Below are 14,652 nucleotides of genomic sequence, written 5' to 3'. Positions count from 1 at the left end.
TTTACATCCTTGCTAATTCATGTATGAAATTTTTTATATGCGGATAAAGATCGCTAAGTTCTGGCCCATGGATATTTCCCGTTAAAATTATCCTTAAAGACATAAAGAAATTTTTACCTTTTAGACCGCTTTTTTGTAAAAGATAGTTTTTAAAATCATCATAATTTTCAAAAAGTTCTATATCGTTTAAAATTTCTTTTAAAATTTTACATTCTTTTTCAAATTCAAGATAATCTTTGGGGCTAAAAATAGCATGAATTTTTTCTTTTAACTCGCTGATCGTGCTTGCTTCTTGGGTGTAAAATTTTGCCAAATTTGCTAGATCTCTTTTTAAATTTAAAATTTCATTAAGTTTTGAATTTTCTAGTAATTTTATATGTTCTCTATTGATTTGCAAAAGTTTTTTTAGATCAAATCTTGCAGGAGATTTTGAAATTTTATTGATATCAAACCAAGAAATAGCTTCTTCTATGGTGAAAATTTCACAAGGAGTTTTATTTCCTAAGATAAGAAGATAATTAGCAATAGCACTTGGCAATATCCCTTGTTCAAGTAGCCATTTTACAGAAGAATGCGCTTCTCTTTTGCTCATTTTAACACCCTGTTCGTTAAGAATAATTGGCAAATGTGCATAACTTATTTTTTGTTCATAACCTAAACTTTGACGGATATGCTCTTGTTTAGGTGTATTTGAAACATGATCCTCTCCGCGTATAATACAAGTGATATTTTCAAGCATGTCATCTACAGCACAAGCAAAATTATAAGTAGGGGTTTTATCTGTTCTCATGATAACAAAAGAATCAATATTATCAGGCTCAAAACTAAGCTTACCTTTAATAAGATCTGAAAATTCTATCGTTTTATTAGGTTTTTTAAGGCGGATAACAAAAGGTTTTTCACATTCTAAAACATCGATATCTGCTAGTTTTTCACAAGTTCCATCGTATCGATAAGGTTTTCCTTGCTGTTTTGCTAATTCTTTTTTTTCTTCCAATTCTTTTTCTGTACAAAAACAAGCAAAAGCTTTTTTTTCGCTAACAAGCCTTAAAGCCATTTGTCGATGAAATTTTAAATTCTCACTTTGCACATAGTATTCTTGCCAAGAAATTCCAAAAAGACTTAAAATTTCTTTTATTTCTTCCTCTTTTCCTTCTATATTTCTTGCTTTATCAGTATCTTCTATGCGTAAGACAAAATGAGTGTTTTTTTGTTTAGCGCAGATGTAATTAAACAAAGCCACGCGTAAATTTCCTATATGCATATCTCCTGTTGGAGAAGGGGCAAAACGATACATTGTAAAACCTTATATTTTGGATTTTCAAAAAAAACAAATTATAACAAATAATTTTATACAGATATTTAATATTTACTTGATATAATTACTTTTATGATGTATTTGTTTCTATCTTTTATTATTTTAGTTATATTTGGTTTAGTTAATTTATATGTTTATAAGCGTTTGATTAAAAAATTTTTACTTTTTAAGTATTTTCAAAAAATTTTTGCATTAGCCTTTTTTGTGCTTTTTTTAGCTCAAATTGTTTTTTTGATCTTAAGAAGGGACGATTATCTAAATGATACATGGTATGAAATTTTATCCATGACTTATGCTCCAAGTTATTGTCTTTTTTTCGTTACTTTAATACTTGATTTTTTTAGACTTTTTTTAATTCTTTTAGGAAGAGCTTATAAAAAGATCAATATCTTTATTCGTTTGATTTTTGAAATTATTGTTATTTGTATTTCTGTATTTTTAATCTATATGAGTATTTGTAATGCTTTAAGAATTCCTGAAATCAATACCTTAAATTTAAAAATCAATGGCTTAAAAAAAGATCTAAAAATAGCTGTTTTAACAGATATGCATTTGGGTAAAAATTTACATGAAAAATTTCTAGATCAAGTGATCAATAAAGTCAATTTGCAAAAACCGGATATGATTTTTATCATCGGCGATTTAATAGATGCAAATCCTAAAGATTTGGCGCCTTATATTTCAAAATTAAATAATTTTAAATCCACTTATGGAACTTTTTACACTGTGGGAAATCACGAGTATTATCATGGAATCAATCAAGTTTTAAACTTGCTTAAAACTCATACAAAAATGAAAATTTTACTCAATCAAAATGTAGATTTAGGTTTTATCAATGTTGCTGGTTTAGCAGATCTAGCCGGAATAAGCAAGGGGTTATATGCTCCTAATTTAGCAAGGATTAAAGCGGATTTAAATACATCAAAACCAAGTATTTTGCTAACACATCAGCCAAAAGCAGCTTTGCTCTATGATTTGAGTGCCTTTGATTTGATTTTAAGCGGACATACCCACGGGGGACAAATTTTCCCTTTTATGTTTTTGGTTAAACTTCAGCAAGGTTTTGTTTATGGGCTTTATAATTTAAGCGCAAAAACAAAATTATATGTTAGCAGTGGGGCAGGTTTTTGGGGTCCAAGTCTTAGAGTTTTTGCTCCGAGTGAAATTGCTATTTTAAATCTTAAAGGAGATTTGTAATGAATTTTTCAAGAGAAAGTTCTAAACTTTTTGGCCTTATAGCTCAATTTAAATTTCCAAAAATCATTCAAAAAAAAATCAATCAATGGTATGTGAATTATTTTAAAATCGATATGAGTGAATTTGATGATGTTTTAGAATATAGAAGTTTAAATGAGCTTTTCACAAGAACTATGAAAATTCCACGCACTATAGGAGAAGGTTTTATCAGTCCTAGTGATGGAAAAATTTTGCAATGCGGAAGTACTTTTTTAGCCGATGAAGAATATTTCGCTTTTTCTATTAAAGGACACACTTACAGTGTTGAAGAACTTTTAAAAGATAGTTTTGAACCTTATGAATTAGAAAAAGGATTAGATTATATCAATATTTATCTTTCGCCAAGAGATTATCATCGCTATCACAGTCCTTGCGATATGCAAATTTTAAGTGCGACTTATACAAGAGGAGCACTTTATAGTGTCAATGAAAAGCATTTAAAGTCTATTAGCAATCTTTATACTAAAAATGAAAGAGTAAGTTTAAAATGTCAAAATAAAAAAGGTGTTTTTTGGCTTGTTTTTATAGGCGCACAAAATGTTGGAAAAATGCGTTTTAATTTTGATGATAGCATTAGAACTAATGCTAAATTTTCTTATAGCTTTACGAAAAAGTATGAAAATTTAAGAGTAAAAAAAGCTGAAGAACTTGGGTATTTTGAATTGGGTTCTACTATAGTGTTGATCGCCCAAAAAGGCATATGGAATAAAAAATTAGAAATAGGGCAAAAAATTAAATTTGGAGAGAGTATTTCTGATTAATTTTTAGGAGTTTTATTTGCCATTTGATAGATAAAAGCAAAAACTTCAGCCACTGCTTTATACATATTTGGCGGAATTTCATCTCCAAGATCGAGTTTGCTTAAAATTTCAATTAGATCCTCATCTTCTTTTATGGGTACTCCATGTTCTTTAGCTAAAGAAATTATTTTAGCAGCACTTTCTCCTTTGCCACTTGCAAGAACTTTTGGTGCAGAATGTTTTTCTTTTTGATAGCCTAAGGCTACAGCTTTTTTGATGGATTTTTTAATTTTACTCATACTGTTTTATCCATACCCATTTCAAGATCTAAATTCTTTATATCCCTGCTATCAAATTTGCTTCTTATGATATCACCTACAAAGAAATTAGCGCTTAAAAGTCCTGCTTTGTTGATATTTTTTTTAAGTTCGTGTGCATTTTCATAAATCGTTTTTCTAAATTCTTTATTTTCAGCCATGATGTTTATATCTATATATTTTTCATGGTTTAAAGAAATTAAAATTTCTAAATCACCAAGTTTAGCAAATTCGAGTTTTATTTGGGCAAAGAATTTATCTTTTTTACCTCTTCTAAACATAATCTTAGAATCATTAAGATCTTCCCAAGAAAAAGGCAAATAAGTATTAATAGAATCATTCGCTAAGGAAATAAGCTGATTGATTTCAATTTGGGCTAAAAGCCTATTGGTTTGATTATAAACAGCTTCATTGCCTTCGTTTTTGGCTAAATTTGAAATTTGTAAAAGAGTGGATTTGATATCGTGATGTAAAGATTCTGCTATATCTTGATCTGTTTTTGGCTTGATTTGGGCTAAATCCTTCATAGATAAATCAAGTTTGCGTTCTAAATTTTTTATTTCAGCTTGATTGGTTTTTGTGCGTTGAACATGAGGTTCTAATTCCCTTAAGCTTTCATTGAGTCTTCTTGAAAGATTGCCAAGATCCTTGCTTAGATTTTGTACTTGATCTAGATCTAAATTTTCTACTACAAAGGCTAAATTTTTGACATTATTTTGCTTGTTAAAAATTTCTTGATTTTTAAAAAGATTTTCTTGATTTTGTGTGTTATTTTGAGGTATTTTCTGCATATTGTTTTCATTTTTGGTTTCAAAAAATTTAGCATTTTCTTTAGGAGTATTTTTTATACTTTCTTGATTTGAATTATTTTTAGTATTTTCATTTTTTTTATCTTGAAAATTTTCTATTTCTTTTTCTTCTTCTTTGTTTGTTTTTTGATCATTTAAATGATCATTTTCTTGATCATGATCTTTTGTTTTATGTTCTAATTCGTTATCTTGTGTTTGTTTGTCGTGGTTTTTTACTTCGTGAGAATTTTCATTTTTAGTTTCATTTTTATCTGAAATAAGGTTTTTTAAAATATCATCTTCATCATGATCGGGCATTTTTAAATTTGATTTTTCTAAAATATTTTTTAAGGTATTTTCTAGTTTTTCAAAGGCTTTGGCAGTATTTTTTAATATATTTGTATCTTGAATCATTATATTTTCTGGTTTGTTTAAGGCTTTGAAAAAATCATTTTTTAAGGTTTTTATTTCTTTTGAAATTTTATAAGCGATATCGATGATTTTATTTTGAGCTAAGCTAGGATTTTTTGTGATGTAATTTTTAAAATTTTCTATTTTAGAGCCTAATTTAAGAAGAGCTTTAAAAGAGCTTTGATCTAAAATTTGTGTATTTTCCTTTTTGTTGGTTTGCAATATATTTTTAAGTTCTTTTAGGGTTTCTTTTGGGCTTAAATTTGCAGCAGCCAATTGAGCGATTTGGACACTAAGTTTTTCATTGCTTAAGCCTTTAATCGTGCTTAAAAGAGAATAAAAACTTTTAGGCAGGTTTTCTTCATTTAAAGCATCTTTTAATTTTGCTTCAAAAAATACACCCGAATTTTTAAATAATGGAGCTAGATTATTATTTTTAATTTCACTTGCTGGTTTTAAAATTTGGTTTAGTTTATCTAAAACTTGAGAAAAAACATCATCTTTAGCAAGTTCAGTGCTTAATGTTTTTAATTCATTAGCAAAATTGGGGGCTAAGTTTAAATTTTTACTTTGTTTCAGTATAGGTGAATCAGGATTTTTTTGAGAATTGATTTGTTCTAAAAGCTTATTAACAAGTTCTTTAAGTTTTGTACCAGTTTCATTTTGGATAAGCTTAGAAATAATCTCTTCATTGCTTGCATCTTTATCTAGGCCTAAATTGTGTTTTAAGGCATTAGAAAGCGCTTCTTTTGGATTTTCTTTAGAATTTACTTTATCTTTTGTTGGAGCATTATCTAGCTTGATATCATTTTTTTGTGCGTTAGCAATTTGACTTGTAAGCTGAGTATTAATCATCTAGCATCACCATATTTCCAGGCTTTTTGCTGAATTTTTTACTTAGGATATTAGGTCTATTGATGGTAAAAAGTATTAAAAATCCAAGTAAGGAAATATAAAACCAAGTAAAACCTTTTGTATCAAAATATTGCATCAAAAGACCCAAAATCAAAGGTCCAAATAAAGATCCCAAAGAATAGCAAAAAAGAACACCGCGTCCTAATTCTACGCCTTTATTTTTGATCACCAAAACATCATTAGCTCTAGCAAGCGCCAAAGCATAGAGGCAAAAAATTCCCATACCTAGCAAGAAAGACAAGCAATATTGAATATACAAACAAGGTTTAAAAAAAACAAAGACAAGCATAGTGAAAAAACCTATACTCGCACAAGTAATAATGGCAAATTTTCTACCTAGTTTATCTGAGATAGTTCCCATGATAGTTTGAGCAAAAAAGCCACCTAAAATTCCACAAAAAGTAAAATAAGACACAGCTTGATTGTTAAATTTTTGCAAAAGTATAAATAAAGGAGCCATTGAAAAAAAGCCATTTATAAGCATTCCAGCTATAAAACTAGTGATGATGGCCAAAGGTGCGATATCAAAAACTTTTGGTATGGAAATAGGGCTTGATGCGGGCAAAAGAGGTTCTTTTATCTTGATCAAATTTAGCGGCAAAGAAGAAAATAAAATCAAAGCGGCACTTAAAATAAAAACATTATGTCTGCTTAGATTAAGAGCGATGATTAAAGTTCCTATGCCAAAAGAAAGATAAAATACTATTTCATAAAATCCTAGTATCCTTGAACGTATAGCGTTTTTACTTTTTTCATTGAGCCAAGATTCTATTACCATTAAAAAGCCATAATAGCAAATGCCTATTAAAAACCTTAAAACAGCCCAAAAAATGAGATTATTGCTGATAGTATGCAACATAGCTGAAATTCCAAAAATAGCGCCAAATAAGCCAAAAGATCGTATATGACCTATTTTTGAAATGATTTTATGTGCACTTATAGTTCCAATAAGTCCGCCGATAAAAAAACAAGAGCTGATAATCCCTACGACTAAAGGACCTTCTCCTCTTTCTTTAAGAACAACGCCGATTGAAGTGACAATCAAAGCATTACCAGCAAATAAAAAAGCCATGCTGGCAAAAAGTGCTGTCATTGATTTAATAATTCTTTTTGGACTCATATCTTACATACACAATAAAAATAAAAATACAAATAAGCAAGCTTGAAATTCCACACAAATAGCCAAAAATGTGAAGTATTCCTTGTCTGTGTAAAAATAAAAAACCCGCAACTAAAACCACATAAGCAAAAATTTTTAATAAATTAAAAAATGCTACAAAAAAATACATTTTATTTTTTATACTAAATTCTAAATCGTCTTTTAGGATTGTAAATTTTATATTTTTAGGCAGACTTTTCACTTTTTTAAGAGAAAATAAAAATAAATTTTGATTGATTTTGTATTTTCTTGCTTGAGAATAGATCATTTTTTTGTAGCTAAGATAAGAGGCTATAATAACTAGTAAAATACTAAAAAAAGCTATTTCAAAGCTAAAAAATATATTTAGACTGAAAGGGGTTAAAAATAAAAAAGATAAAAAAAATGCAATATGAATTAAAAATATAATCACAGCAAATGCTTTTTTGTATTGCATTATTTATTTTTCTCTTTTTGGATAATTTCTTTTACTAATTCATCGCGTTTTGCAAATTCTTCATAAGTTTTTACTTGTTTTTTATAGGCTTTATAAACGTTGAGTATTGCGCCAGAAATTCCCCAAAAAACCCCAAGCCAAAATAACCAAGGATAAGGGGTAAATTTTTTGAGTAAATATCCAATACCAATACCAATTAAAACAGCAACAACCATAGAAATTCCAAGGCTTAAGCCATCGGCAGCTTCTATGGTTTTATGGATGATTTTTTTTCTATTCATAGGTGCTTAAAGCTTTCTTTTACGGCTTCTAAAGTGGAGTCGATCATTTTATTATTCATTTTAGAGCAAATAAAACCCGTTTCAAATTGTGAAGGAGCAAGATAAATTCCATTTTTAAGCATTTTTTGGTGGAATTTTGAAAAAAGTTTAAGATCTGATTTTAAAGCATCTTGATAATTTTCAACCGGCTTTTCTGTGAAAAAATAACCAAACATAGAGCCAACATAGCAAGTTTGCAAAGGAATTCCTTTCTCAAAAGCTAATTTTTTCATACCATGAGTTAATTTTTTAGCTAACTTAGCTAATTTTTCATAAAGATCTTTTTTCTTTTTTGCCTTAGAAATGCTAGCAATTCCTGCTGCCATAGCCAAAGGATTTCCGCTTAAAGTTCCAGCTTGATAAACCCCACCTAAAGGACTTAAAATATCCATAATTTCAGCTCTAGCTGCAAAAGCTGCTGCTGGTAATCCGCCACCAATAACCTTTCCAAAAGTGACAATATCAGCTTTAATATGATTAACTCCATAAGATCCAAGATATGAAGCTCTATAACCACTCATAACTTCATCAAAAATAAGTAAAGTTTGATTTGCTTTGCAAATTTGTACCAACTCTTCTAAAAATTCTTGTTTAGCCGGTACTAAGCCCATATTTCCAGCTATAGGTTCTATGATAACACAAGCGATATCTTGATGTTGTTTAAAAAGTTCTTTGACGCTTTGAATGTCATTGTATTTTGCAACTAAAGTAAATTGTGCGATTTCATTTAACACTCCTAAAGAACTTGGAGTATTAAAGGTAGCAGCACCACTTCCAGCACTCACTAGTAAAGAATCTGAATGTCCGTGATAACACCCTTCAAATTTTAATATTTTATCTTTTTTTGTAAATCCACGTGCAAGGCGAATCGCACTCATTGTTGCTTCTGTTCCGCTATTGACAAAACGGATTTTATCTAAATGTGGAAAATCTGATAAAACCAAATTTGCAAGTTCAGTTTCTAATAAAGTAGGGGCTCCAAAACTTGATCCCTTTTTAAGAGCATTTTGACAAGCCTTTTGAATATCTTTATCGCAATGACCAAAAAGCAAAGGCCCCCAACTTTGCACATAGTCAATATAAGATTTTCCTTCAATATCAACAATATAAGCACCCTTACCATGATCGATAAATCTAGGCTCACTTTCTACATTGCTAAAGGCTCTAACTGGTGAATTTACGCCACCTGCTATGATTTTACATGCTTGTTCAAAAGCTTTTTTATTTGTCATTTTTTACTCCTTTGGTGTTTATGGGTTGTTGTTTTTTATTTTTATTAAATTGGCTAATGTAATTATACAAGCTTACAATTTCTTCATTGGTTAATGAATAATTTGGCATAATGGATTTAGCGTTTTTAATTTGATTGAGTGAGTTTTTAAATTTTTCAAAACTAAGATTTTGAATGCTTGGAATTTTATAAGGCGTTTTAACTCCTTTTTTTAGATAGTATCCTAAAATTTGCTCACTTCCGTCATTTCCATGACATTTTTTGCAACTGATTCCTCTAGGGTTTTCATAAAGCATTTTAGCGTATTCTCTTGGGGTTATAAAATCAGAACCAAAAAGAGTGAGGGTTGTGAATAAAAACGTTATAAGAATTTTCAAAATTTAACCTTGCTAATGAAATTTTAATATGATACAATTTTTACTTTAAAAAAGTAATAAAATTTTATAAAGGAAAGTAATGATTTTACTTGATGGTAAAGCCTTAAGTTTAAAAATCAAAGAAGAGCTTAAAGAAAAAAATCAAATGCTTAAGGAACAGGGTATGCAAGCTTGTCTTGCTGTGATTTTGGTTGGCAATAATCCTGCAAGTCAAACTTATGTGAATTCCAAAGCTAAAGCTTGTGAAGCATGTGGAATTAAGTCTTTAGTGTATCATCTTGATGAAAATACAACCCAAAATGAACTTTTAGCACTCATTAATACTTTAAATTACGATGATAGTGTGCATGGAATTTTAGTGCAGCTACCTTTACCAAGTCATATTAATAAAAATTTAATTTTAGAAAGTATCATAAGCAGTAAAGATGTAGATGGTTTTCATCCTATCAATGTAGGATATTTAAATTTAGGCTTAGAAAGTGGATTTTTACCTTGCACTCCGCTTGGGGTTATGAGGCTTTTAAAATCTTATGAAATCAATTTAGAAGGCTTAGATGTTGTCATTATAGGAGAATCAAATATAGTCGGACGCCCTATGGCTACGATGTTTTTAAATGCCGGTGCGACGGTGAGTATTTGTCATATTAAAACAAAAGATTTAAAAATATACACTCAAAAAGCTGATTTAATTGTGGTAGCGGCTGGGTGTGTGAATTTGTTACGTTCTGATATGGTAAAAGAGGGAGTGATTGTTGTAGATGTTGGGATCAATCGCCTTGATGATGGTAGAATAGTAGGTGATGTTGATTTTGAAAATGTTTCAAAAAAAGCAAGTTTTATCACTCCAGTTCCTGGAGGAGTTGGGCCAATGACTATTGCTATGCTTTTAGAAAATACGGTAAGATCGGCTAAAAATAGATTAAAATAGGAAAATTCATGATTTTTTTTAAAAAACTTTATAGATTTTGTCAGTCTTGGACTGGGACGGTTGTTATTGTTCTTTTGGTTATGTTTTTCTTTATGCAAGCTTTTGTAATTCCTAGCGGTTCTATGAAAAATACCTTATTGATACATGATTTTTTATTTGTGAAAAAATTCAGCTATGGTATCCCAACTCCGCATATTCCTTGGTTAGAAATTCCTGTTTTGCCAGATTTTAATAAAAATGGTCATTTAATCGCAGGATCGGGACCAAAAAGAGGGGATATAGTGGTTTTTAGATATCCTAGAGATACAAAACAGCATTTTGTCAAACGTTGCGTTGGAGTAGGGGGAGATAAGATAGTTTATGCAAATAAAACCCTTTATGTAAGAATGCATGAGGGCGATGAATTTATGCGCACTCATTATCCTCAAGATTTGGTTAAACTTGGCGGGGAAATTTATGTTAAAGAGCCTTATAAAGAAAAAGGGATTCATTATGATCCAAAAAAAGATATAGAAAGTGATATATCGGCACATTTTAATATAGGTGATTTTGCTATGTCGCCAACTTATTTTAAAGAACTTGGAGATCAGATAGGTTTTAATGGTGGAAATGCTTATGTTTTTGAAGTCCCTAAAGATGAATATTTTATGATGGGAGACAATAGAGATTATTCGTATGATAGTCGTTTTTGGGGGAGTGTTCCTTATAAATTTATAGAAGGGGAGCCTTGGTTTGTGTATTTTTCTTGGGATGATAATAAAGGTATTGTTAGATGGGAAAGAATAGGAAGAAGTGTTGAGACTTTGGAAAATAACGATGCTTATATTCATGACTATGATGAAAATGACACTTTAGGCTAAAACAGTAATTGAAAATTTCTTTAGAAATTTTCAATACCTTTCAATACTCTGCAATAAAAATTCAAAAATTATAAAAATATTTTTTATCTTTATTAAAATTAAAAATTATTCTTAAAAACGTTTTTAGTTTTGAGTGTAAATTTAAATGTTTGGATAATTTTTCTAAATTATCGCCACAACAGAAACTAAAATTGCACTTACCTTGTTTAAAACTTTTTATTTTGCCTTCGATATCGCTTTTAGCATTTATAATGTATATTTTATAATCATTTTTATTTAGATATAAGGCATATTTTGAAAAAGATAAACAATGGATCATAGAGAATGAAAATCCTTTTAGCATTTTTTATCAATTTTTCATTTGCTTGTAATTTTATAAAAAATTTGCTTATTTTTTTGTCTTTTCAAGATAAGACGTTTCACCTCTTAAAACATCCCCTCTTGTTTTAAAAGGTAATAGGGTTGTAAGATAAGTTAAAAGTTGCTCTAAATTATTCTTCATTTTTATATAAAATCATTATCTATAAAGTATTTTGATAATTCAGAAAGGGTGGGGTAAGAGTTAATTAAAGATTTTGAAAATCCAGCGCCAAAAAAGAAAATATCATCGTGTTATATTGTATAAAAATCCTTTTTTTGATTGGCATTATATTAAAAGTAGTTTTTTGTGTTATTTTCACTCATTATCAATATAAAATAAAAAAATATTGCTTTAAAATTAATAAAATTTATTTATTTAAATTATAAAAAAAATTAATTTCATAATTTTAATTATTTTTTAGTATAATTTCAATTATCTTTAAATAACATAAAATATTTAAAGATATGAACATCTTTCAAAGAGTAAGTTTAAAGCTAAATTAGTTTCCTTGACTTCATCTTTCACTCTTTTAGCTTTAGATTAATCATTCTAAATTAAAGTTTGGTTTTTTAGCAATATTGTTTTTTAGCAATATTGCTAATTCTTTATTTAAAATAAATCATATTCTTTTAATTGTTTAAAATAGGGTATAGGATAAATTGTATTAAATTTTTAAGAAAGAATCAAAGTGGAGCGGGAAACGAGATTCGAACTCGCGACCCCAACCTTGGCAAGGTTGTGCTCTACCCCTGAGCTATTCCCGCAAAGTAAAAGCGAAATTGTAATAAATTTTTTATTCTTTGTCAAGAATTAGAGCTTTAAAAGCTGTATTTGATCTCCTTTTTGATAAATTTCTACATCCTCTTCACTTATGAGTAAGAATTCACTACTAATTAAAGGCAGTATCATGCCTGATCCAAATTGATTGTTATTAAAAGGTATGAAAAATTCATCTTCTAAATTTCCTAAAATGAAATTATTTCTTCCTTTTTTAATTTTTAGATCAACACCCATTTTAGCACTAATCTTAAAAGATTTATGAGAAGTATTGCAAAGTAAATCAATAATTTTTTTAGCAAAAATAAAACAAGAAAGATAAGCCGCCATAGGATTTCCTGGTAAAACTAAGGCTAATTGTTTATCTTTTTTATAAAGTTTGCTAGGACGAGCAGGGCGCGCTTTTACGCCTTTGAAAATAGCCTTATAGTTTAACTCATCAAAGGCTTTTTCTAAAAAATCAGCTTCACCCACACTTGCACCACCGGAAGTGATTAAAAGATCAAAATTTGTTTTAAAAAGAGTATCTTTAACTATGTTAAAATCATCTTTTACGATTCCAAGATATTGAATTTCACATTCTTCTAGCATAGTCATTAGCGGCAATGCATTAGCATTGTAAATGCTTTCTTCATCACAAATTTGCCAAGGTTCTTTAAGCTCATTGCCACTTGAAAAAATGCCTACGCGAATTTTTCTTACAACTTCAATTTTATAAATTCCTTGAGAGGCAAGTAGGGCAATATGTCTTGAATTTAACTTTGTGCCTTTTTTGAGTAAAAATTCACCTTCTTTTAATTCTTCACCCTTTAAACGTCTTGCGTTAAACTGCTTAGGAATTTTTTTGATAATAAGTTTGCCATTTTCTAAATGCTCATCCTCGATCATTAAAATCGTATCAGCATTTTTTGGCATTTTTGCTCCAGTCATAATCTTATAACATTCATTTTTGCCAATTTCATAAGTTTTATTATCTCCCGCAAAGATAGTGCCTTTTATGCTTAAAGCTTCTTTTAAATCCGCATAATTAAAAGCATAGCCATCTAATGCCGCATTATCAAAACTGGGTAAATTTTTTTGCGCATAAAGATCCTCTGCTAGGATGCGATTTTTTGCATTTTCCAGACTAATGATTTCAATTTCTTCTAAAGGCTTGATTTCTTTTTCTAAATCTTTTAAGGTTTCAAAAAGATTTTTCATTCCTCAAGCCTTGTGATTTTAGCCCCTAAAGCTTTAAATTTATCTTCTAAATTTTCATAACCTCTATCTAAGTGATAAATTCGGTGCACTCTGCTTGTGCCTTTAGCAGCAAGAGCAGCAAGTATGAGAGCTGAAGAAGCGCGCAAATCTGTAGCCATAACATCAGCCGCATTGAGTTCTTTTCCGCCTACTATGGTTGCAATGTGCCCGTTAAGTTTAATATCTGCTCCCATTCTTAAAAGCTCACTTACGTGCATAAAACGGTTTTCAAAAAGTCTTTCATCGATGATGCTTGTTCCTTCTGCTTTTAAAGCCAAAGCCATAAATTGCGCTTGCATATCGGTTGGAAAACCTGGATATTCACTGGTTAAAATTTCTATAGGCTCTATTTTTTTAGCTGGAAATAGGGTGATATTGTCATTTTCTATTAGGGTTTTAAAACCCATTTGATCGAGTTTTGCTAAAACAGCTCCTAGGTGTTCTGCGTTGACTTTTTTAAGTTTGATTTGTGAATTGGTGATGGCTCCTGCACAAAGATAAGTTCCCGCTTCGATTCTATCAGGAATTACGCTAAATTCTTTAAAATTTAAAAGCTCGCCATCTGTGCCATAAATTTCAAGTTCATTGCTTCCTATACCTTTAATATCAAGTCCCGCATCGGCTAATATTTCACAAAGTTGCACAACTTCTGGCTCTTTAGCTACATTTAAAAGCTTAGTTTTTCCTTTGGCTAAAGCTGCAGCCATAATGATATTTTCACTGCCTGTAACAGTGATCTTGTCAAAAAGAATTTCAGCCCCTTTAAGCTTGCCATTTGCGATCACATAACCTTGCTTGATCTCTATATTTGCCCCCATTTTTTCTAAAGCACTTAAATGCAAATCAATAGGTCTTTGGCCTATCGCACAACCTCCTGGCAATGAAACCTCGCAATGCCCAAAACGTGAAAGCAGTGGGCCTAGTGTGAGTATAGAAGCGCGCATTTTACGCACGATATCATATTTGGCAATGGTTTGATTAAGAGTGTTTGTGTTTATAATTGCAGTATTATTTTCAAAATTTGTTTTTGCGCCTAAATTTTCCAGCAAGGATATTAAGGTTTTAATATCTGCTACATTAGGAACATTGGACATTTTAACTTCATTTTTAGCAAGTATAGTGGAAGCGATTAAGGGTAGGGCGGCATTTTTAGCACCGCTGATTTGAACTTCACCTTGTAAAGAATCAACACCTTCAATTTCTAAAAAAGTCATTTTTTGCCTTGATTTTAAATTTTGG

The 14,652-nt window shown here is 29.9% G+C and carries 14 protein-coding genes and 1 tRNA gene; 4 read left to right on the top strand and 11 right to left on the bottom strand.

The annotated features are described in order from the left end of the window. Position 1: 1 nt before the first annotated feature. A complete protein-coding gene (gene gltX / locus CQA75_RS03350; RefSeq protein WP_137623647.1) occupies positions 2 to 1,297 on the bottom strand; it encodes a glutamate--tRNA ligase in 1,296 nt (431 codons plus the stop codon). Positions 1,298 to 1,390: 93 nt separating this feature from the next. Here gltX and CQA75_RS03345 point away from each other — a divergent pair, with 93 nt between their 5' ends. Together CQA75_RS03345 and CQA75_RS03340 are read left to right on the top strand one after the other, a co-directional pair. Next, positions 1,391 to 2,515, top strand: a complete 1,125-nt coding sequence (locus CQA75_RS03345) for a metallophosphoesterase (RefSeq protein ID WP_137623646.1) — start codon at positions 1,391 to 1,393, stop codon at positions 2,513 to 2,515. After that, positions 2,515 to 3,315 (top strand): phosphatidylserine decarboxylase, encoded by an 801-nt coding sequence (locus CQA75_RS03340; RefSeq protein ID WP_137623645.1) that lies wholly within the window; start codon positions 2,515 to 2,517, stop codon positions 3,313 to 3,315. The genes CQA75_RS03345 and CQA75_RS03340 overlap by 1 nt, the downstream gene beginning before the upstream one ends. Here the strand turns inward: CQA75_RS03340 and CQA75_RS03335 are convergent. From CQA75_RS03335 to CQA75_RS03305, 7 genes are read right to left on the bottom strand one after another with little or no spacing between them, the layout of a single operon-like run. Next, positions 3,312 to 3,593, bottom strand: coding sequence for a FlhB-like flagellar biosynthesis protein (locus tag CQA75_RS03335; RefSeq protein WP_038837253.1), 282 nt, complete (start codon positions 3,591 to 3,593; stop codon positions 3,312 to 3,314). The two genes, CQA75_RS03340 and CQA75_RS03335, sit on opposite strands and share 4 nt — an antisense overlap. Further along, entirely contained in the window at positions 3,590 to 5,665 is a 2,076-nt protein-coding gene (locus CQA75_RS03330) for a flagellar hook-length control protein FliK (RefSeq protein WP_137623644.1), read from the bottom strand. Before CQA75_RS03330 ends, CQA75_RS03335 begins: the two co-directional genes overlap by 4 nt. Next, complete coding sequence (locus tag CQA75_RS03325; protein WP_137623643.1) at positions 5,658 to 6,845, bottom strand: MFS transporter; 1,188 nt, start codon at positions 6,843 to 6,845, stop codon at positions 5,658 to 5,660. The genes CQA75_RS03330 and CQA75_RS03325 overlap by 8 nt, the downstream gene beginning before the upstream one ends. After that, a complete protein-coding gene (locus CQA75_RS09135; protein ID WP_171000072.1) occupies positions 6,823 to 7,320 on the bottom strand; it encodes a hypothetical protein in 498 nt (165 codons plus the stop codon). The genes CQA75_RS03325 and CQA75_RS09135 overlap by 23 nt, the downstream gene beginning before the upstream one ends. Next, positions 7,320 to 7,601 (bottom strand): AtpZ/AtpI family protein, encoded by a 282-nt coding sequence (locus CQA75_RS03315; RefSeq protein WP_137623642.1) that lies wholly within the window; start codon positions 7,599 to 7,601, stop codon positions 7,320 to 7,322. The genes CQA75_RS09135 and CQA75_RS03315 overlap by 1 nt, the downstream gene beginning before the upstream one ends. Continuing rightward, positions 7,598 to 8,872 carry a glutamate-1-semialdehyde 2,1-aminomutase gene (hemL, locus tag CQA75_RS03310; RefSeq protein ID WP_137623641.1) on the bottom strand — a complete coding sequence of 425 codons (1,275 nt, stop codon included), beginning with the start codon at positions 8,870 to 8,872 and terminating at the stop codon, positions 7,598 to 7,600. Before hemL ends, CQA75_RS03315 begins: the two co-directional genes overlap by 4 nt. After that, positions 8,862 to 9,248, bottom strand: coding sequence for a c-type cytochrome (locus CQA75_RS03305; protein ID WP_137623640.1), 387 nt, complete (start codon positions 9,246 to 9,248; stop codon positions 8,862 to 8,864). The genes hemL and CQA75_RS03305 overlap by 11 nt, the downstream gene beginning before the upstream one ends. Before the next feature lie 79 nt (positions 9,249 to 9,327). Between CQA75_RS03305 and folD the strand changes: the two genes are divergently transcribed. Together folD and lepB are read left to right on the top strand one after the other, a co-directional pair. After that, on the top strand, positions 9,328 to 10,176 hold the full coding sequence (gene folD / locus CQA75_RS03300) for a bifunctional methylenetetrahydrofolate dehydrogenase/methenyltetrahydrofolate cyclohydrolase FolD (RefSeq protein WP_137623639.1): 849 nt from the start codon (positions 9,328 to 9,330) through the stop codon (positions 10,174 to 10,176). 8 nt (positions 10,177 to 10,184) lie between these two features. After that, the gene (lepB, locus tag CQA75_RS03295) at positions 10,185 to 11,036 is read left to right on the top strand and encodes a signal peptidase I (RefSeq protein ID WP_137623638.1); all 852 of its coding nucleotides are present in this window, start codon (positions 10,185 to 10,187) and stop codon (positions 11,034 to 11,036) included. Between the two features lie 1,050 nt (positions 11,037 to 12,086). Here lepB and CQA75_RS03285 read toward each other — a convergent pair. The 3 genes from CQA75_RS03285 to murA form a co-directional block, all read right to left on the bottom strand. Beyond that, positions 12,087 to 12,161 (bottom strand) — tRNA-Gly (locus CQA75_RS03285). 46 nt (positions 12,162 to 12,207) lie between these two features. Continuing rightward, positions 12,208 to 13,374, bottom strand: a complete 1,167-nt coding sequence (locus CQA75_RS03280) for a molybdopterin molybdotransferase MoeA (protein WP_137623637.1) — start codon at positions 13,372 to 13,374, stop codon at positions 12,208 to 12,210. Continuing rightward, on the bottom strand, positions 13,371 to 14,627 hold the full coding sequence (gene murA, locus CQA75_RS03275) for a UDP-N-acetylglucosamine 1-carboxyvinyltransferase (protein WP_137623636.1): 1,257 nt from the start codon (positions 14,625 to 14,627) through the stop codon (positions 13,371 to 13,373). The genes CQA75_RS03280 and murA overlap by 4 nt, the downstream gene beginning before the upstream one ends. Between the last annotated feature and the right edge of the window lie 25 nt (positions 14,628 to 14,652).

The organism is Campylobacter taeniopygiae (genome assembly GCF_005406225.1).
GTDB lineage: Bacteria > Campylobacterota > Campylobacteria > Campylobacterales > Campylobacteraceae > Campylobacter_D > Campylobacter_D taeniopygiae.
Note: the sequence above shows the minus strand (reverse complement) of the source record. Positions and strands in the feature narration are given on the sequence as shown.